Here is a 20,253-nt window from a genome sequence, read left to right on the forward strand (position 1 = left end):
TCACATTTTTACACGCTGCTGCATACGCTAATAGGCGAAAGGATGTGGCTAAATGTGTGGCATTACAGGATGGGCTAGCTTTCAAAAGGATTTAAGAACAAGTGACACAATATTAAAATCGATGACGCAAACATTAAATAAGAGAGGGCCAGATGATGAAAATATTTGGTGTAGTGAGCATATAGCATTTGGTCATCGACGGTTGGCTGTTATTGATTTAATTGGTGGCAAACAACCAATGAAAAAAATTCATGATGGATTAAACTATGTCATTACATATAATGGCGAACTTTATAATACAGAAGAGCTACGTAAAGAACTTCTAAAAAGAGGACACAGTTTTACAACACAATCGGATACTGAAGTGTTATTAACAGCCTATATTGAGTGGAAAGAGCAATGTGTAGAATTTCTAAATGGCATTTTTGCCTTTGGTGTTTGGGATGAACAAACACAATCACTATTTTTGTGCCGAGACCGATTAGGTGTGAAACCCTTGTATTATACAGAGCAACAAGATGGTGTACTTTTTGCATCTGAAGTGAAGGCTCTGCTGGCACACCCGACGGTCCAAGCAAGTGTAAACGTTGAAGGATTGGCAAGTATGATGGCTGTAGGGCCCTCTAGAGCGCCAGGCAAAACCCTTTTTCAAAATATTAAAGAATTACGGCCTGGCTATGCCATGCGTTTCTCTAGAGAAGAAGGTTTAAAAAAGTGGCCATATTGGCAGCTACAAAGCCGCAGACATGAAGAATCTTTGGAGGAAACAATTGAGCATGTACGTTTTTTGTTAACGGATGCTATAGAACGTCAGTTAGTTTCGGATGTACCCATTTGTACATTTCTTTCAGGAGGATTAGATTCCAGTATTATCACTGGCATTGCGGCAAATAGCTTCCAGCAACAAAACAATCAATTGCATACGTATTCTATCGATTATGAAGATAATGAGCGCTTCTTTAACCCACATTCTTTCCAAACGTCTACAGATACGTACTGGATTCAAAAAATGACAGACACTTTCCAGACGGCCCACCATGCAGAGGAAATCACTCAGCAACAGTTAATTGATTTATTAGTGGAATCGGTCATCGTTCGAGATTCCCCTGGTATGGCAGATGTAGATTCATCGTTATTATGGTTTTGTCGAGAAATAAAAAAGGATTTTACTGTAGCGTTATCAGGCGAGTGTGCAGATGAAATTTTTGGTGGGTATCCATGGTTTAAAGAAAGGGCTTCAGGTTTTCCTTGGATCCGTTCATTGTCTGAAAGAAGTGGATTACTTCAAGAGAAGTGGGATAAAAAATTAAAGATTGAGTCCTATGCACAACAACTATATACACAAACAATAGCTGAAGTACCATTATTAGATGGAGAAGGTCTAGCAGAGGCAAGTCATCGTGAAATGTCTTACTTAAATATGCTATGGTTCATGCAAACATTATTAGAGCGGAAAGATCGTATGAGTATGGGGGCAAGTTTAGAGGTACGTGTTCCTTTTGCAGATCATCGGCTTGTAGAATACGCTTGGAATATTCCGTGGGAAATGAAGAATTTGGATGGGATAGAAAAAGGATTACTTCGAAAATCAATGGCACATTTATTGCCTAATGAAGTGTTGTATCGTAAAAAAAATCCTTATCCAAAAACATATCATCCTGTCTACACAGCTGGTGTGCAAAAATGGTTGAAGGAAATTCTACGTGATAAAAATTCGATTTTACATGAACTATTTGAACGACAAAAGCTTGAGGAGTTAATTGAATCTGGCGGTAGCTCTTTTAAGATTCCGTGGTATGGGCAATTAATGGCAGGTCCTCAGCTTTTAGCGTATCTAGGGCAAGTTCATACATGGTTTGAGCAGTATCAAATTCAATTAATTGAAACTTAATATAAAATGACCTATCTACTCACTGGTAGATGGGTCATTTTTTTGTATTCCCCAGCAATCCATCAACTGTTCAATGGATGATTCAATTGCTTGTACGGGAATCCCCCCAAAGCCTAATAAAAATTGAGCTTGTGAAGATTCATAATGATCTAGTCTGTAGGCTGATAATGGATAAATACCGATCTCTGCTTGAGAGGCGAGCTGTTGTAATTGTTTTTCTGAGAATGTGTGTTGAACCTCTAATAAAATATGCATACCCGCTTGCTCACCAGTAATGTTAATGGATGATGAATATTTTTCTAAAATAGAAGTGAGTTTATCGTGTTTTTTACGATAAATTTTACGCATACGATTGAGATGCTTTGCAAAATGCCCGTCACCCATAAAATTTGCCACGATATGTTGATCGAAACGAGGCACAGTAGATGAGTAATAATTAAAGACATCGTTATATGTAGCAAGTAGTTTAGGAGGAAGTACAAAATAAGCTACTCGCAAGGATGGCATTAATGATTTTGTAAAAGTACTCATGTAAATAACTTTATCGTTTCGATCTAAGGCGTGTAGAGCAGGAATTGGTTTTCCAGCATAACGAAATTCCGAATCATAATCATCCTCAATAATATAGCGAGAGGAGCTTTGCGCCGCCCAATTTAAAGCCTGTGCTCGCCTTGTAGCGGATAATACAGCACCAGTTGGGAATTGATGTGAGGGTGTAATATACACGACATTAGCATTCGTTTTTTCAAGCTCATGAATAATAATGCCCTCTTCATCGACTGCAATTGGGTAAACTTTTCGTTTATGCTGCGAAAACATACGATGCACGGCAGGGTACCCTGGATTTTCTAATGCAAAGCTTGTGTCTTCGCTAAAAAGACGTAGTATCATAGGGAGAAGCTGTTCCGTACCAGAACCAATGACAATTTGTTCAGGATGGCATACAACACCACGTGACTGATATAAATAATTAGCAATCTCTGTGCGTAAAGAAAGTTCTCCTTGTGGTTCACCTGTTAATAATAGCTCCTTTGAGGTATCGTCAAAAAGCTCCTTCGCATATTTTCTCCAAGTTTGAAATGGAAAGGCATCGATATCAATAGAACCAGGATTAAAATCAATTTTGTATGATTTTTTCTTAGGATGCTCATTAACGGATGTTATAGTATCCTGCTGAATGTAGGGTAATTCATCTATTTCTTCTACAAAATAACCAATCCTTGATTTGGACATAATATAACCTTCAGCTAATAGCTGGGCATAGGCAATTTCAATTGTTGTTTGGGAAATATTTAAAAAATCAGCCAATTTTCTTTTTGAAGGCAATTTTTCTCCTACAGTTATTTTATTAGAAATGATGGCTTCTTTAATACCGCTATAAAGCTGATCATAAAGCGGTTTATCACTATCTCTTTCAAGCTGAAATAAAAGCAAATCCATGTTTTGTAGCCTCCTGACCTTATAAATATTTTGAAAACTGGATATTTTGATATGGTCAATTTCTATTATACTAAACTTCATCATAAAGGTGGAGGTTAGAAAATGAAACAAACAGGTACAGAGCTAGTAAAACGTGGTATGGCAGAAATGCAAAAGGGCGGCGTCATTATGGATGTTATTAATGCAGAGCAAGCAAAAATTGCAGAAGCTGCAGGTGCTGTAGCAGTTATGGCATTAGAAAGAGTACCTTCAGATATTCGTAAAGCAGGTGGCGTTGCACGCATGGCCGATCCTCGTATTGTTGAGGAAGTAATGGAGTCTGTAACTATTCCTGTGATGGCCAAAGCACGTATTGGTCATATTGTGGAAGCACGTGTTTTAGAAGCAATGGGTGTTGATTATATTGATGAAAGTGAAGTTTTAACACCAGCGGATGAAGAATACCATTTATTAAAAAGTGAATACACAGTACCGTTTGTCTGTGGCTGTCGTGATTTAGGGGAGGCAGCTCGTCGTATCGGGGAAGGCGCATCAATGTTACGAACAAAAGGTGAGCCAGGAACAGGGAATATTGTGGAAGCAGTTCGACATATTCGCAAAGTAAATGCTCAGGTACGTAAAGTAGTGGGCATGACAGAAGATGAATTAATGACAGAGGCGAAATTACTAGGAGCTCCTTTCGAATTATTAAGAGAAATTAAACGTCTTGGTCGTTTACCAGTAGTAAACTTCGCAGCAGGAGGAGTAGCGACGCCTGCTGATGCTGCCTTAATGATGGAACTTGGAGCTGATGGTGTTTTCGTAGGTTCAGGTATTTTTAAATCTGAAAACCCTGAAAAATTTGCACGTGCCATTGTAGAGGCGACTACTCATTATAAAGACTATAAGCTTATTGCGGAAATATCAAAGGAGCTAGGTGTACCAATGAAGGGGATTGATATTGCACAGCTTGGACACAAAGAGCGTATGCAAGAGCGAGGTTGGTAGCAATGAAACGAATTGGTGTTTTAGCATTACAAGGAGCGGTGCGTGAGCAAATTCAGATGTTAAAAGCTCTTGGTTGTGAAGCTATCCTCGTAAAACAAAAGACGGATTTAGTAAATCTTGATGGACTTGTGTTACCTGGTGGAGAAAGCACAACAATGAGAAAATTGCTGGATCGTTTTGATCTACTAGAGCCAATTCGTGGACTTGCACAGCAAGGTTTACCGATGCTTGGTACATGTGCAGGATTAATTTTATTAGCCAAGCATTTAGTAGATGATGAACCACATTTGGCTGTGATGGACGTGACCGTAGCAAGAAACGCTTATGGACGTCAGGTAGAAAGCTTTGAAGTACAACTAGATATTCCTAAAGTAGGTGTAGGTATCCCAGCAGTATTTATTCGTGCACCTCATATTGAAGCCGTGGGTAAAGATGTTGAAATTCTAGCACAACATGAAGGAAAAATTATTTTAGCGCAAGATGGCCATTTATTAGGCTGTTCGTTTCATCCTGAATTAACAGCCGATACACGAATTCTTGAATATTTTGTATCCTCTATGGTATGACTTGCAAAATTTGTTTTCATATAGTACAGTATGTTTAAATTTTAAATAACTGAACACGATGATGGGAAGTAGTAGCAAGCACGTTTTTTTTAGAGAGTCAGCGGCTGGTGGAAGCTGATAAAAGCACTTGTGAATCCGTCCTGGAGTTGCACAGTCGAAGTGAATGAAGTAGGCTGTAGCCGGCTGAAATGCCGTTATGAAATAAGTGGATTAGGTAGCTTTATGCCTAGTCAATTAGGGTGGCAACGCGGGTAGCTCTCGTCCCTTTTTAGGGATGAGGGCTTTTTTGTGTTTATTTCGAGGCCACGATTTCCCATCATTAAGAAACTATTGGAGGTATGAAGATGTTAGATATTAAACGCGTACGCGATAATTTCGCGGAAATTAAAGAGATGTTATTAACACGTAATGAAGATTTAGGAAATTTAGATGACTTTGAAGGCTTAGATGCAAAACGTCGTGAATTGATTGCGAAAACAGAAGAATTAAAAGCAGAACGCAATAAAGTATCTGAACAAATTTCAATAATGAAACGCAACAAGGAAAATGCAGATGAAGTCATTGCTCGTATGCGTCAGGTTGGCGATGAAATTAAAGAATTAGACGTACAATTAAATGATGTTGAAGAACGCTTTAAAGATATGATGATGCGTTTACCAAACATTCCGCATGAGTCTGTACCAGTAGGCACAACAGAGGACGACAATGTTGAGGAGTATACGTGGGGTGAAATTCCAGCATTTGATTTTGATATTAAAGCACACTGGGACCTTGCTACAGATTTAAAAATTGTAGACTTTGAACGTGGCGCGAAAGTAACAGGTAGCCGTTTCTTATTCTACCGTGGTCTTGGCGCTCGTTTAGAACGTGCATTAATGACATTCATGATGGATTTACATGCAGAGGAGCATGGTTACGAGGAAATGCTACCACCTGTCATTGTTAATCGTGATAGCCTAACAGGTACAGGACAGCTTCCGAAGTTTGAGGAAGATGTATTCAAATTAGAGGAAACAGATTATTTCATGATTCCAACTGCAGAAGTACCAGTAACGAACTTCTATCGTGATGAGATTTTACCGGCTGAGGCTTTACCGCAAGGCTTTGCAGCGTATAGTGCATGCTTCCGTTCAGAAGCGGGATCTGCAGGTCGTGATACACGTGGTTTAATCCGTCAACACCAGTTCAACAAAGTAGAATTAGTTCGCTTTGTAAAACCAGAGGAATCATACGAACAATTAGAGCTATTAACAAATCATGCGGAAAAGGTATTACAATTACTAGGCTTACCTTATCGTAAGCTAAAAATGTGTACAGCTGATTTAGGTTTTACTGCAGCGAAGAAATATGATTTAGAAGTTTGGATTCCTGCACAAAACATGTACCGTGAAATTTCTTCTTGTTCTAACTTTGAAGATTTCCAAGCACGACGAGCAAATATCCGCTTCCGTCGTGAGCCAAATGCAAAACCAGAATATGTTCATACATTAAACGGTTCAGGTCTTGCCATTGGTCGTACAGTTGCCGCTATCCTAGAAAACTATCAACAAGCTGATGGAAGTGTAGTAATTCCTGAAGTTTTAAGACCTTATATGGGTGGTAAAGAAGTAATCGCACCAAAATAAACCACAGATAAAGCTATTTTAGATAATCCTTTTATGGATGATCTAAAATAGCTTTTTTGTATTTCAAAAATTGAAATCTCTCATAATTTTTGAAAATTCGTTATAATGGGTAATATTCATGGGGACAAGGGGGAGAAATTCTTGGAATTGCAACAATTTGCACAGGCTCTCAGTGAATTTGATAATGTTTTAATTACAGATGATAAAGGCTGCGCAATCTTTTATGACTTAGCAGATTTAAATATATTATTGGAAATCGGCTTAACACCAGATGAATTTTTTCACAGTACTGTGACTGATAATTATCAAAATTTATCATCTGAGACAAGTACTGTCTTTCAAGTCATACAAACAGGGCAACCAGTTTTATACTGCGAGCAACAACTTACAACATTGAACGGTTTTAGTTATTTATCGCTGAGTTCAACCTATCCCATTATGGAGCATGGAAAAGCCATTGGAGCCATTGAATTCTCAAAACATTTTTATGAAAGCAAGCAAATTAAATACTTAGATAATTTCCTGGGACATAAATTATATCGAGATAATCACACTACCTATCGTCTGGAGGATTTCATTACTACAAATGCTGAGATGAAGACTCAACTTGAAAAGGCACGTCGTAGTGCCCAAAAAAACGCACCTATTTTACTAACAGGGGAAACTGGAACAGGGAAAGATATTATCGCACAAGGCATACACAATGAAAGCAAACGCTATACAAAACCATTTATTATGTTGAACTGTTCAACATTGACGGAAGATAATATTTTTACACAGCTATATGGCTCAGACAATGAAGGAAAAAGAGGAAAGTTACAGGAGGCGAATGGTGGGACACTACTCATTGATCACCTAAATTTATTAGATGTATCTCTACAGGCAAAACTGTTGCATGCAGTAGATATCAAAATGCTGAATGGAGAGCAGTTGGATATACGCTATATTACTACTGTCAATGAAGATGTAGAGAAACTCTTAGCTGAGAAAAAGCTACGCGAGGACTTATTTTATCGCTTAAATGTTCTCCAAATTGATTTGCCACCACTACGATTAAGGAAGGAAGATATACCACCTATCCTTGATTTTTATATACAATTTTATAATGAACATACTCTACAGAAAAATGTAAGTTATCGTGATGAGGTAATTCAATTATTTTATGCCTATCATTGGCCAGGTAATGTGCGTGAACTAAAAAATGCCCTTGAATCGGCATACAATAATTTACTTGGAGATGAAATTCTTATTGAGCATGTTCCAGAAAGGATTAAAAAAAATATTCAACATTCAACTCAGCCGATGATGCAGAACAACCAATCTGGTCATTTACGAGATTTAACTGAAGCCTACGAGCGTCTAATTATAGCGGAAAAGTTGCGTGAAACGAATGGACGTTTAGCGGAAACGGCTCGTCGTTTAGGTATTTCACGTCAATTGCTAAAGTATAAGTGTTTAAAATATGAATTGTTGTAAAATTTTTTTTACAAAAAGGGGATAAAAATTTATCTCCTTTTTTCGTGTTTTTAAATTTTTTATTATTTAGATAAATAATATGCAAAACGATTATAAAGGGGTTGAGGATATGTCTAAAGTTGTACAGCATACGATAATCGTCGGGCTAGCCTTATTTGCTATATTTTTTGGCGCTGGAAATTTAATATTTCCGCCATCTATAGGAAATAGTGCAGGGGAATCGTGGATTTCTGCTCTGATGGGCTTTAGCTTAACAGGTGTTATTTTGCCTGTGCTTGCGGTGTATGCAATTTTTAACACTGGGGGAACTGTAGAAGCGCTCACAAGGCCAATTGGAAATTGGTTTTATAAAGCCTTTAATACGGTCATGATGGTTTGTATTGGAATGGTTGTCACAATACCGAGGATGTCAGCGACAACACATGAATTAGGGGTGTCACAAATTATTCCGAACGTACCTTTAATTGTGTCAGTATTAGCATTCTTTGTAATTTGTTTTTACTTTGCGATGGATCAATCAAATGTTATCGATAAGATTGGAAAATGGTTGACCCCCGTTCTTGTTCTTATACTCATTATCCTAATTGGTAAAGGGGTACTAGATCCAATGGGAACAGCAGTCAATACAGGGGCAGAAGGGGTTTTTGCCAATTCGATAATAGCGGCCTATCAAACAGGAGATGTGGGAACAGGCATTCTTTGTGCTCCTATTTTTTTAGCAGCAATAGTTGGCTATGGCTATAAAGGGAAACTATCTAAAAAGGTCGCACTAGGTGGTATAGCTATTGCAGCAATAGGGTTAATTGCCGTATACGGTGGCTTACTTTATTTAGGTGCTACAAGTAGCGGCATCATCACAAATTCTGGCAGTGATACAGAACTATTAGCGGGTATTGCCTTTAGTGTTATTGGTAATTTGGGTAAAGTGTTATTGGCTATATGTGTTGTTTTTGCCTGCTTAACATCAGCGATTGGTGTCATGGTCATATCATCACAGTTTTTAAATGAACTAACAAAAGAAAAGCTTGGCTATAAATCATGGGTATTCATTATGTGTGTAGTAGGCGCAACCATTGGCTCCTTAGGTGTAGGTGCCATTGTCGAAATTACATTGCCAATTTTCTTGGTCATTTATCCGGTCATTATTGTACTTGTGCTACTGGGGGCTTTCGATCGTTTTGTGCCAAATGCAGGAGCTTATAAAGGAACTGTACTATTTGCATTTCTAGTAAGCGTTGTTGAAACATTTGCTAGCTATGAAATTTCGATACCTGGTGTGACACAGTTGGTCTTACATTTACCATTACAGTCTAGCGGATTTGCTTGGATTTTGCCATCTATTGTTGGCTTTATTATCGGTACCATTTTGCATAAAGTACTGAAAGCAGAAGATCCTGAAAAATCGACTTTTGGTATGGACGAAATAGGAGTTGGAAAATGATGAAAATTATTTGTAATGCAAAAATCTATACGGCAGATACTCATCAGCCATCTGCAACAGCCATGGTGATTGAAGATGGAAAGGTAGTTTGGATTGGACAACAGGAAGACTTACCTGCCTATCATGGTGAAATAATAGATGTACAAGGAAAGGTCATTATTCCTGGGATTATTGACGCTCATATGCATCCAATTATGTTAGCAGATGTTTTGGAACAAGTGGCTTGTTTACCTCCACACATTCATTCTATTGAGGATATAATAATTGCACTAGCAAAATATGATGCAAGTCAGCATGGATGGATATTAGGCTGGGGCTATGATGAAGGAAAACTAAAAGAAAGAAGAGCGCCTTTAAAAGAGGATTTAGATCGTGCCTCCATAGAATTACCTATCATTGTTATGCGTACGTGTGGTCATATTATATCGGTCAATAGCAAGGCATTAGCAATTGCAGGTATTACAAAGGATACCCCTGATCCACAGGGTGGACAAATTGATCGTGATGAAAATGGGGAACCTACAGGCGTACTACGTGAAAATGCACGGAATCTAGTGTTACAGCATTTACCTACACCCTCTGAAGAAGAAATTGTGACAAGGCTTCTAAAGCTATCACAAACTTTGGCATCCTACGGTGTAACAAGTATTACAGAATTAATGGCTACTGTAGCCCCGGTTGATTATTTAAGCCTGTACCGTAAAGCCCGAGAAAAAGGCTTTAAGCAACGAGTAGCAGTTTATTATATTTGGGAGGATATTCAACGATACGAGCTGTTAACAGCAAATAATATCGATCGTTCTGCAGGAGCCTATATCGGAGGCATCAAGCTATTTTCAGATGGCAGTGTTTCAGGCCGTACAGCACTTGTTTCAGCGCCATTTTTGGGAAGTGAAGAAAAGGGCATAGCCATGACTTCGAAAGAGGAACTACTAGCAGCTGCTGCGGAAGCCAAAGAACGTGCCGTTCAATTAGTGGTTCATGCAATGGGAGACAGAGCCATTGATCTAATTGTTGAGACATTTTATGAGGAAAAAGCTTGGTTAACAGATGCACCTTCTGTTCGTATTGAGCATGCAGCCATGCCTTCTGAAAGTGCCTTGCAAAAAGCTGCTGAATGGGTCATAGGCTTTGTGCCACAACCAATCTTCTTATTCTGTGAAATTGAGAGCTATTTAGAAAATCTAGGACTAGAAAAAACACAGACATTATATGGTGTACAAACATTTTTACAGCGGGGGATCGCGACCGCGTTATCTTCAGATGCCCCTGCTACATCTTGGGCAGAAGCGGCTAATCCCTTTGTGACGATACAAGCAGCCGTTACACGTAAAGCCTATGATGGAACAGATTTAGGCGCAGCAGAAAAAATCTCTGTGGAGGAGGCATTACAGCTATATACAGCTGATGCCAAAACGATGATCCGTATGGACAATGTTGGTCAGTTAAAAGAGGGCTATGATGCAAATTTTGTTGTACTAACTGATGATTTACTGACACTTTCACATAACCAGCTTATGCATGTAAAACCATTCGCTACATATATCGAAGGAGAATGTGTTTTTACACAATCAACGATTGAAGCTTAATCGTCATTAGTTATGAAGATGCTGTCGCTGCTACGACACATTTCATATATATCGCCATTCCCATAAATATAAAAAGAAGGTGTCTCATTAGGAGGCACCTTCTTTAATTGCTATTTACATCGATGGAAGCTAATCGTGCTTTTTTCTCAGCTTTTTTACGCTCCCGTAAAGCCTTAAAAAAGTCTGTTAAAATTTGACCACATTCCTCGGCTAAAATCCCTTCTGTTACATCACATTCATGATTAAAGCGTTCATCATTTAATAAACGGTAAAGGGAATCTACACACCCAGCTTTTTGATCCCTTGCACCATAAACAACACGGGGCACACGCGATTGGAGAATGGCTCCTGCACACATTGGACAAGGCTCCAATGTCACATAAAGAGTAGTATCCTCGAGTCGCCAACTACCTATTTTTTTGCAGGCTTCTTGAATCACTAACAGCTCAGCATGTGTTGTTGCATTTTGCGTTGTTTCTCTTAAATTATGTGCACGTGCAATGATTTTCCCTTCATAAACAAGGACTGCACCAATGGGTACTTCTCCAAGTAAGGCTGCCTGTTGGGCTTCCTCTAATGCTTGTTTCATAAATAAACGATCTGATTCAAAAATATCCACACATATCTCTCCTTAACAGTAGTGTAGCGCGCTGAATAGGTAATTGCTACTTTTAACTTTCTTTAGTCGGTATTGGTTAATAGGGGATGTTAGCCTAAAATCATCGCATCCATGCGATAACGAGTGACCTGCAACATGTAGAAGCATAAATGCTTGTTGACATTCCTAATATATCCATATATATTTATATGTGAACACATGCTCATATATAAATATTGAAGAATGGGGTAAACTTTTATGGATGAAAAATTAAACAGTTCAGAAACACTAAAAAACGTAGATCAGCATTTAGATGAAGAGACATTATTTGTAGTATCTCAGACTTTTAAAGCATTGAGTGATCCAACTCGAATTCGTATTTTAAACTTACTTTGTTCAGATGAACACGCTGTAAATGATATTGCAGACATTTTAGATTTAGGCCAATCGACCGTTTCTCATCAATTACGTTTTCTTAAAAATTTAAGGTTAGTGAAATTTAGAAGAGAGGGAACAACCTTATACTATTCTAAGGATGACGATCACATTATGAATTTATTGAAGCAGGCCATTGAGCATGCTGCTCATAACTAAATGAAATGGAGGAATAACTATGGGACATCATCACGATCATGGTCATGACCATACACATGGTGCAAATAAAAAGGTACTCTTACTGTCGTTTATTATTATTACAGGATACATGGTAGTGGAAGCCATTGGTGGCTTTTTAACAAATAGTTTAGCACTTTTATCTGATGCAGGGCATATGTTAAGTGACTCTATCTCTCTGGGTATAGCGATGTTAGCTTTTATGTTTGGAGAAAAAGCTGCTAGCTATAGTAAAACATACGGCTATAAACGATTTGAAATTTTGGCCGCAGTATTAAATGGCATTACATTAATAGGGATAGCATTATTCATTTTCTATGAAGCGATTGAACGATTTACAAACCCACCAGAAGTAGCTACTACAGGAATGCTTATTATTAGTACAATTGGTTTGTTCGTTAACATTTTAGTTGCCTGGATTATGATGCGTGGCAGTGATACAAAGGATAATTTAAATATGCGCGGAGCCTTTTTACATGTACTAAGTGATATGCTAGGGTCTGTAGGGGCTATTGTTGCGGCACTATTAATTATGTTTTTTGGCTGGGGCTGGGCAGATCCTCTTGCTAGCGTTATTGTTGCATTATTGGTCGTACGAAGTGGCTACCATGTCACAAAAGCCTCAATCCATGTTTTAATGGAGGGGACTCCTTCAAATGTAGATGTTCAGGAGATTATTCAGTTAATAGAGCAGACTGAAGGAATAGAAAGTATCCACGATTTACACATCTGGACAATTACTAGTGGAACGAATGCATTATCCTGTCATGCGGTTGTAAATGATCAATTGAAAATAGCTGAGAGTGAGCATATCTTGCGGAAAATTGAACATAATCTTCAGCATAAGGGCATTAAGCATGTAACAATTCAATTAGAAACAGCTTTACATCGACATGACGATTCTATTTTATGTAAATTAGAAAATGACCATGAGCATCATCATGATGATAAATAAAATTTTTTATAACTTGCATACCCTTCTTGGGTATAGTATGATAATTACAAATAGGAGGTGTAGTAAATGGAGGACACGGTAAAAGAGGATGCTTGTCATACAGAGGAAGCTACGTCTTGCCGAAAAAGTCATCACCCTGAGCGTGTGAAAAAGGATTTAACAACCCGCTTAAACCGTATTGAAGGTCAGATTCGTGGTATTAAGGGAATGATTGATAAAGACGTTTACTGTGATGATATTATTACGCAACTATCTGCTACACAATCAGCATTAAATAGTGTGGCAAAAATATTATTAGAAGGTCATTTAAAGGGCTGTGTAGTGGATCGTCTCTCAGAGGGCGATGAAGCAGTACTAGATGAGTTAGTCGTAACGATCCAAAAGTTAATGAAAAAATAGATTAAAACCATATTAAAAGGAGAGAATTTATTATGCAAAACGTAACATTAAACGTACAAGGAATGTCATGTGGTCATTGTGTAAATGCTGTGGAAAAAAGTGTTGGTGCTTTAGCTGGTGTTGAACAAGTTAAAGTTAATTTAGCAGATGGTTTAGTGGATATTGCATTTGATGATGCACAAGTATCACTTGACCAAATTAAAGAAACAATTGATGATCAAGGATATGACGTAAAGTAAAATTGTAGAGTGCTCCTGTAGCACTCTCTTATTTTCAAATATATATACCCCCTGTTGGTATAAGGAGAGGTGAACAGTAAATGAGTTCTGCTAGTAAAGAAGCTAATTTGCAAATTACAGGTATGACATGTGCAGCCTGTGCCACTCGTATTGAAAAAGGTTTAAATAAAATGGATGGTGTAGAACAAGCAACGGTAAATTTAGCACTTGAAAAATCGTCTATTAAATACGACCCAGCAAAGCTAAATGAAGCAGATTTTGAAAAGAAAATAGAAGCACTTGGCTATGGTGTTGTTAAACAAAAAACTGAACTTGATATTACAGGTATGACATGTGCAGCTTGTGCGACTCGCATTGAAAAAGGCTTAAATAAGCTAAGCGGTATTTCTTCTGCTAATGTCAACTTAGCACTGGAAAAAGCGATGATCGAATTTAATCCATCAGAAGTGTCCATCGCAGATATCATTGCAAAGGTAGAAAAGTTGGGCTATGGGGCTCATCAAAAGGCAGATGAGCAGGAAACAGTGGATCATCGCGAAAAAGCTATCAAACAGCAACAACATAAATTTATTTTATCGGCTATACTTTCTTTACCACTGCTTTGGACGATGGTTGGCCATTTTTCCTTTACGTCATTTTTATATGTTCCAGAATTTCTAATGAATCCATGGGTCCAAATGGTATTGGCTACTCCTGTGCAATTTATTATTGGTAAGCAATTTTATGTAGGGGCATATAAAGCATTACGCAATGGTAGTGCAAATATGGATGTGCTTGTTGTCATGGGGACATCAGCCGCCTATTTCTATAGTGTCTATCAAGCGATTGTAACGATAGGATCACACCATGGTCCACATCTTTATTTTGAAACGAGTGCTGTTTTAATTACGTTAATTTTATTGGGTAAATTGTTTGAGGCAAAAGCAAAAGGACGCTCATCTGAAGCCATAAAAAAACTAATGGGACTTCAAGCTAAGACTGCTATTGTTGTACGTGACGGTGTAGAAAAAGAGGTTCCTTTAGAAGAAGTTATCATTGGCGATGTTATTCTAGTGAAGCCAGGGGAAAAGATTCCTGTCGATGGTGAGGTAATAGAGGGAACAACAGCTGTTGATGAATCGATGTTAACAGGTGAGAGTCTACCCGTTGATAAAAAACAAGGTGATCCATTATTTGGCTCAACCATTAATAAAAATGGTTTTATTAAAATGACTGCAACAAAGGTTGGCCGTGATACAGCATTAGCACAAATCATTAAAGTGGTTGAAGATGCTCAAGGATCAAAAGCGCCAATACAGCGTTTAGCAGATCAGATTTCGGGGATTTTCGTACCAATCGTTGTTGGTATAGCCATTGTAACCTTTTTAATTTGGATTATTTGGGTTAGCCCTGGAGAATTTACACCTGCTTTAGAGGTTTTAATCGCAGTACTTGTTATTGCTTGCCCATGTGCTCTAGGGTTAGCAACACCAACTTCAATAATGGCAGGCTCAGGACGTGCAGCTGAGTTTGGTATTTTATTTAAAGGTGGAGAACATTTAGAGCAAACACAAAGCATTGATACTGTCGTTGTAGATAAAACAGGTACAGTGACACACGGAAAACCGGAGCTTACGGATGTTCTCTTAGCGTCAGAGCAAGATGAGGTGCGCTTTTTATCCCTAATAGGCGCAGCAGAGAAGCAGTCAGAGCATCCACTAGCAGAAGCCATTGTACAGGGCATAGAAAAACGAGGCATAGCTTTAGGGGATGTTCAATTCTTCGAGGCAATACCTGGTTATGGCGTGCAGGCAACTGTCTCAGGTCAAGGTGTTGTCATTGGCACACGTAAATTAATGCAACAATATGGAATAAGTATTACTGATATTTTACCAACAATGGAGCAACTAGAACGAAACGGTAAGACAGCCATGTTAGCAGCCATCAATGGGCAATATGCAGGTTTAGTAGCTGTGGCTGATACCGTGAAAGATACATCAAAAGAAGCTATTCGTCGTTTACAGGATATGGGTATTACGGTCATCATGATGACTGGTGATAACGAGCGTACTGCTCAAGCCATTGGAACAGAGGTAGGCGTGAATCATGTTATTGCAGAAGTCTTACCAGAAGGTAAAGCTGATGAAGTGAAAAAACTTCAAGCCCAAGGGAAAAAAGTAGCGATGGTTGGTGATGGCATTAATGACGCACCTGCCTTAGCAACAGCGAATATTGGGATGGCAATTGGTACAGGGACAGATGTGGCAATGGAAGCTGCAGATATTACGCTTATTCGTGGAGATTTAAATAGTATCGCGGATGCCATTCTAATGAGTAGAAAAACAATGCGTAATATTAAACAAAATCTATTTTGGGCATTTGCTTATAATACATTAGGTATTCCAATTGCTGCACTCGGTCTGCTTGCTCCATGGGTTGCAGGCGCAGCGATGGCTTTTAGTTCGGTATCAGTAGTATTAAATGCACTTCGTTTACAACGAGTGAAATTATAGGCATGTGAAAGGCATGGAGAAGTATATTCTCAATGCCTTTTTTTCTATGTCATCAGGAGAAAAATACCACAGGTAAATTTACTAGAACAATAGGTTGATTCTGTTTTTCATTTTCTTACTATGATAAAATGAAAGGCACTGATTCATTTATGTAGGACACAATGATCGAATCCATAGAACAAAAGGAGGAGCTTCTGGTGACGGTTCCATTTGTTACGGTAGAAGGTCCGATTGGTGTTGGTAAAACCTCTTTATCGAAAGAGATAGCAGCGACATTTAATTACCATCTATTAAAAGAAATTGTAGACGAAAACCCTTTTTTAAATAAGTTTTATGAAAACATTGAGGAGTGGAGTTTCCAAACGGAAATGTTCTTCCTTTGTAATCGCTATAAGCAATTAACCGATATTAAAAAATTTCGTTTAGCACATGCCAAACCTGTTGTAGCAGACTATCATATTTTTAAAAATTTAATATTTGCGAAGCGTACATTGGCACCAACTGAGTACGAGAAGTATGAGGAAATCTATAGAATTTTAACGAAAGACATGCCTGTTCCAAATGTAGTGGTTTATTTACATGCCAGCGTTGATACATTAATGAAGCGTATCGCCATGCGGGGACGAGAATTTGAAAAGATGATTTCACGAGATTATATGGAGCAGCTTGTGGCCGACTATCATTCTTTTATCGAGCATTTTGAGAGCATGCATCCAGAAATTCCAGTTATTCGATTTAATGGAGATCAGCTTGATTTTGTAAAAAATCCAAACGATTTAAATTATGTTTTAAAAATAATTAAAGAGACGTTACAACAAAGGAGTTTGCAATAATGAATTTAAGAGAGAAGTACGATATTCCACCACAAACTGTTATTACGATTGCTGGTACTGTTGGGGTAGGAAAATCGACGATGACAAAGGCATTAGCAGAAGCGTTGAACTTTCGTACATCGTTCGAGAAAGTAGACACAAATCCATACCTTGATAAATTTTATGAGGACTTTGAAAAATGGAGCTTTCATTTACAGGTCTACTTTTTAGCAGAACGTTTTAAAGAACAAAAGCGTATTTTTGAATATGGTGGAGGATTTGTACAAGATCGTTCTATTTACGAAGATACTGGCATTTTTGCTAAGATGCACTATGATAAAGGAACGATGAGTCCAACAGATTATGAGACTTATACGAATTTGTTTGATGCTATGGTGATGACACCATATTTCCCACATCCAGATTTACTTGTCTATCTTGAAGGACCTATTGATGCAGTTATTGGTCGAATTCAAGAACGTGGACGTACAATGGAGCAACAAACACCGAATGATTATTGGATAGAAATGCATGAACGCTACGAAAATTGGATAAATAATTTTAATTCTTGTCCAGTTCTACGTTTAGATATTAATGATTATGATTTATTAAAAAATCCTGATGCCATTGAAGCAATTGTGAGCCGCATCAGTCATATGCTAAAACAAACAAGCCATTTACGAAAATAAAAGTAAAATAAATGACCAAAAAACGTGAGACAATATATAGCCGATTGTTTCACGTTTTTTGAATAGGAGGGATTATTATAAGAATCGCAGTGTATTGCGGATCTGGTTTAGGTAAAAGTCCTATTTATGCGGAGAAAGCAGCTGAGCTTGGTACAGCACTGGCAAAAAACGGTCACGGAGTTGTCTATGGTGGTTCTAAAACAGGGCTAATGGGGAAGGTAGCCGATGCTGTTTTAGCAGCGGGTGGAGAAGTGATTGGTGTGATGCCAACTCATTTACAAAAGCGTGAATTGGCTCATGCCTCATTAACAGAGATTCATATTGTAGACTCTATGCATATTCGTAAAGCTAAGATGGCCGAGTTAGCCGACGCTTTTATTGCTCTTCCAGGCGGCGCAGGTACTTTAGATGAATATTTTGAGGTATTTACCTGGGCTCAGATTGGACTTCATACAAAGCCTGTCATTTTATATAATGTCCATGGATTCTATGATGCGCTGCTACAGCATTTTAAAATAATGCTAGAGGAGGGCTTTATACGTGCTGAGCAAAAGAAATTCTTACGTGTAGCGGCTACCTCTGAAGGGATTTTACGTTTATTAAAAAAACATGGATGAACATTCTCCATGTTTTTTATCTTGATGCAGCGGGTTCTCTAACATCCGCTGCAATTACAAAGAGGCATAATTGATGTAATATAAAAGTAAAATAATTAAATTTTAAGTAAAAAATTAGTAATGGATGGGGTGTTGTTTATGCATAGTGTAGATGCTCAAGTAACCGATGATTTAGTAGTACAAGCCATTGAACGCAATATAGCCATTATCCGCTTCGATATGGACAGAAGAGTTGCATATGTCAATGAACTATTTGCTCAAACATTAGGCTATACAGTCAAGGAAATGCTAGGAAAAAATCATAAAGACTTTTGCTTGCCTGATTTCGTTAATAGTATGGAGTATGATAAATTTTGGCGCAATCTAACGGCAGGAAACAGCTATCAGGACAAAATAGAAAGAATTGATGCTAGGGGTAATATCATTTGGCTGGAAGCGACATATATGCCTGTCTTCGCAAATAATACAAGAAAAGTAATAGGTGTTTCCAAAATAGCTACCAATATTACTGAACGACAACATGAGATCGTTAGTGTTGCGGACAAGTTGAAGGGCATGTCTAATAAGCTTTACCAGCGTTCAGAAGCGGGTATTCAAAATAGCCAAGATCTACTAGAAACCATTAAAGTGGTTTCTAAGGAATCAAATGAAAATGTAAGTAATCTTGTACAGCTTCAAAAACAAGCAGATTCTATTAAAGGAATTGTAAAGACTATACAGGAGATTGCCTCACAAACTAATTTATTAGCCTTAAATGCAGCTATTGAAGCAGCTAGGGCTGGAGAATATGGTAGAGGTTTTGATGTTGTGGCTAAAGAGGTACGAAAACTTTCTGTAAGAGTTGAACAATCCATTTCGGAAGTGAAGGATAATGTGGAGGGCATTGAGCGAGAAATTGGTCAGGTGACAGACAGTATTACAAAAATAGCTGAAAAAATAGATAAAACAAATGAGCAAATTACTGTCACAGCAAATGACTTTAGTGAAATAGCATCAGCCGCTGAAGCATTAGATGAGCACTCAAAGCAGTTTATTGAAATTATTTAATTCTAAAATGACTATTATTATAATTACCAATAGTTTCCGAGATATATTGAAATAGTATATGTTTTTTATTTACAATAATAGTGTAAGTCATCAATCATAATAGGGGTGTTATGTATGACAAAAGTGGAAGTAAGCTTTCAGCATTTACCAACAACAGCTATTTCAGATGCGACAGGTGGGCATACCAATTTGCGAAGTGATATTAAGCCATTAGCAGACCATTTTAAAATTGCTGGGCGAGCTATAACTGTACGTTTACCAGATGGTGAAAATGGCGCCGTATTGGAAGCGATTAGGGCGGCAACTGAAGGGGATATTTTAGTCATTGATGCAAAGGGAAATACCAACCGAGCTGTGGCTGGAGATTTTGTGATCTCCTTAGCAAAAGGGATAGGTGTACAAGGTTTTGTTGTGGATGGCGTAATCCGCGATATTGCAGCAATTCGTGAATTAAATTTCCCTGTATTCTCGTTAGGCACTACTGTAGCAGCAGGCAATAAAAACGGCGGTGGACAAGTAAATGTGCCGATCGCCATTGGGGGAGTAACGGTTCATCCTGGTGATTATATTATTGGGGATGTGGATGGTGTGATTGTCGTGCCACAGCAAGATGCTGAAAAAATTGTTGCAGCAGCAGAGGCTAAACTTGAAAAAGATGAAAAACGTGCACAAGAAGCACATGCCAATGGGAAAGAATCGATTATCGCTTATTTAGATAAAGTATTAGCAAAATAAAAAAACCCTCACGATGCCATCCAACATCGTGAGGATTTTTTTA

At 38.1% G+C, this 20,253-nt stretch carries 19 protein-coding genes and 1 other annotated feature; of the genes, 17 read left to right on the top strand and 2 right to left on the bottom strand.

The features are described from left to right. The first annotated feature begins 52 nt into the window (after positions 1 to 52). Positions 53 to 1,891, top strand: a complete 1,839-nt coding sequence (asnB, locus tag JTI58_RS09050) for an asparagine synthase (glutamine-hydrolyzing) (RefSeq protein ID WP_205446318.1) — start codon at positions 53 to 55, stop codon at positions 1,889 to 1,891. A 15-nt stretch (positions 1,892 to 1,906) separates the two neighbouring features. Here the strand turns inward: asnB and JTI58_RS09055 are convergent, their stop codons facing one another. After that, positions 1,907 to 3,331, bottom strand: coding sequence for a MocR-like pyridoxine biosynthesis transcription factor PdxR (locus JTI58_RS09055; protein WP_205446319.1), 1,425 nt, complete (start codon positions 3,329 to 3,331; stop codon positions 1,907 to 1,909). 102 nt (positions 3,332 to 3,433) lie between these two features. On the opposite strand from JTI58_RS09055, the gene pdxS reads away from it, so the two are divergent. The 6 genes from pdxS (at position 3,434) to JTI58_RS09085 (ending at position 11,015) form a co-directional block, all read left to right on the top strand. Further along, a complete protein-coding gene (gene pdxS / locus JTI58_RS09060) occupies positions 3,434 to 4,318 on the top strand; it encodes a pyridoxal 5'-phosphate synthase lyase subunit PdxS (RefSeq protein ID WP_205446320.1) in 885 nt (294 codons plus the stop codon). Positions 4,319 to 4,320: 2 nt separating this feature from the next. Then, positions 4,321 to 4,884, top strand: a complete 564-nt coding sequence (gene pdxT / locus JTI58_RS09065) for a pyridoxal 5'-phosphate synthase glutaminase subunit PdxT (protein WP_205446321.1) — start codon at positions 4,321 to 4,323, stop codon at positions 4,882 to 4,884. Positions 4,885 to 4,933: 49 nt separating this feature from the next. Next, positions 4,934 to 5,153 (top strand) — a binding site (T-box leader). Positions 5,154 to 5,228: 75 nt separating this feature from the next. Beyond that, positions 5,229 to 6,509, top strand: coding sequence for a serine--tRNA ligase (gene serS, locus JTI58_RS09070; RefSeq protein WP_205446322.1), 1,281 nt, complete (start codon positions 5,229 to 5,231; stop codon positions 6,507 to 6,509). Between the two features lie 141 nt (positions 6,510 to 6,650). Next, complete coding sequence (locus JTI58_RS09075) at positions 6,651 to 7,985, top strand: sigma 54-interacting transcriptional regulator (protein WP_205446323.1); 1,335 nt, start codon at positions 6,651 to 6,653, stop codon at positions 7,983 to 7,985. 109 nt (positions 7,986 to 8,094) lie between these two features. Continuing rightward, complete coding sequence (gene brnQ, locus JTI58_RS09080; RefSeq protein ID WP_205446324.1) at positions 8,095 to 9,426, top strand: branched-chain amino acid transport system II carrier protein; 1,332 nt, start codon at positions 8,095 to 8,097, stop codon at positions 9,424 to 9,426. Then, positions 9,423 to 11,015, top strand: coding sequence for an amidohydrolase (locus tag JTI58_RS09085; protein WP_205446325.1), 1,593 nt, complete (start codon positions 9,423 to 9,425; stop codon positions 11,013 to 11,015). The genes brnQ and JTI58_RS09085 overlap by 4 nt, the downstream gene beginning before the upstream one ends. A 103-nt stretch (positions 11,016 to 11,118) precedes the next feature. Here the strand turns inward: JTI58_RS09085 and tadA are convergent, their stop codons facing one another. Beyond that, positions 11,119 to 11,634 (bottom strand): tRNA adenosine(34) deaminase TadA, encoded by a 516-nt coding sequence (gene tadA / locus JTI58_RS09090; RefSeq protein WP_205446326.1) that lies wholly within the window; start codon positions 11,632 to 11,634, stop codon positions 11,119 to 11,121. Between the two features lie 237 nt (positions 11,635 to 11,871). Between tadA and JTI58_RS09095 the strand changes: the two genes are divergently transcribed. The 10 genes from JTI58_RS09095 (at position 11,872) to JTI58_RS09140 (ending at position 20,210) form a co-directional block, all read left to right on the top strand. Next, positions 11,872 to 12,207, top strand: coding sequence for an ArsR/SmtB family transcription factor (locus JTI58_RS09095; RefSeq protein WP_205446327.1), 336 nt, complete (start codon positions 11,872 to 11,874; stop codon positions 12,205 to 12,207). Positions 12,208 to 12,226: 19 nt separating this feature from the next. Continuing rightward, entirely contained in the window at positions 12,227 to 13,180 is a 954-nt protein-coding gene (locus JTI58_RS09100) for a cation diffusion facilitator family transporter (RefSeq protein ID WP_205446328.1), read from the top strand. A 66-nt stretch (positions 13,181 to 13,246) separates the two neighbouring features. Continuing rightward, positions 13,247 to 13,579, top strand: coding sequence for a metal-sensitive transcriptional regulator (locus tag JTI58_RS09105; RefSeq protein WP_205446329.1), 333 nt, complete (start codon positions 13,247 to 13,249; stop codon positions 13,577 to 13,579). Positions 13,580 to 13,611: 32 nt separating this feature from the next. Then, complete coding sequence (gene copZ / locus JTI58_RS09110) at positions 13,612 to 13,818, top strand: copper chaperone CopZ (RefSeq protein WP_004233974.1); 207 nt, start codon at positions 13,612 to 13,614, stop codon at positions 13,816 to 13,818. Between the two features lie 80 nt (positions 13,819 to 13,898). Beyond that, on the top strand, positions 13,899 to 16,310 hold the full coding sequence (locus tag JTI58_RS09115) for a heavy metal translocating P-type ATPase (RefSeq protein WP_205446330.1): 2,412 nt from the start codon (positions 13,899 to 13,901) through the stop codon (positions 16,308 to 16,310). A gap of 197 nt (positions 16,311 to 16,507) precedes the next feature. Beyond that, entirely contained in the window at positions 16,508 to 17,143 is a 636-nt protein-coding gene (locus JTI58_RS09120) for a deoxynucleoside kinase (RefSeq protein WP_279381321.1), read from the top strand. Beyond that, positions 17,143 to 17,811, top strand: a complete 669-nt coding sequence (locus JTI58_RS09125) for a deoxynucleoside kinase (protein ID WP_048391003.1) — start codon at positions 17,143 to 17,145, stop codon at positions 17,809 to 17,811. The genes JTI58_RS09120 and JTI58_RS09125 overlap by 1 nt, the downstream gene beginning before the upstream one ends. 89 nt (positions 17,812 to 17,900) lie before the next feature. Continuing rightward, positions 17,901 to 18,428 (top strand): LOG family protein, encoded by a 528-nt coding sequence (locus JTI58_RS09130; protein ID WP_243456369.1) that lies wholly within the window; start codon positions 17,901 to 17,903, stop codon positions 18,426 to 18,428. 138 nt (positions 18,429 to 18,566) lie between these two features. After that, positions 18,567 to 19,475, top strand: coding sequence for a methyl-accepting chemotaxis protein (locus JTI58_RS09135; protein WP_205446332.1), 909 nt, complete (start codon positions 18,567 to 18,569; stop codon positions 19,473 to 19,475). Between the two features lie 114 nt (positions 19,476 to 19,589). Beyond that, positions 19,590 to 20,210, top strand: coding sequence for an RraA family protein (locus JTI58_RS09140; protein ID WP_205446333.1), 621 nt, complete (start codon positions 19,590 to 19,592; stop codon positions 20,208 to 20,210). Positions 20,211 to 20,253: the final 43 nt, after the last annotated feature.

The sequence above is a fragment of the Lysinibacillus fusiformis genome (assembly GCF_016925635.1).
In the GTDB taxonomy this organism is placed as follows: Bacteria; Bacillota; Bacilli; order Bacillales_A; family Planococcaceae; genus Lysinibacillus; species Lysinibacillus fusiformis_F.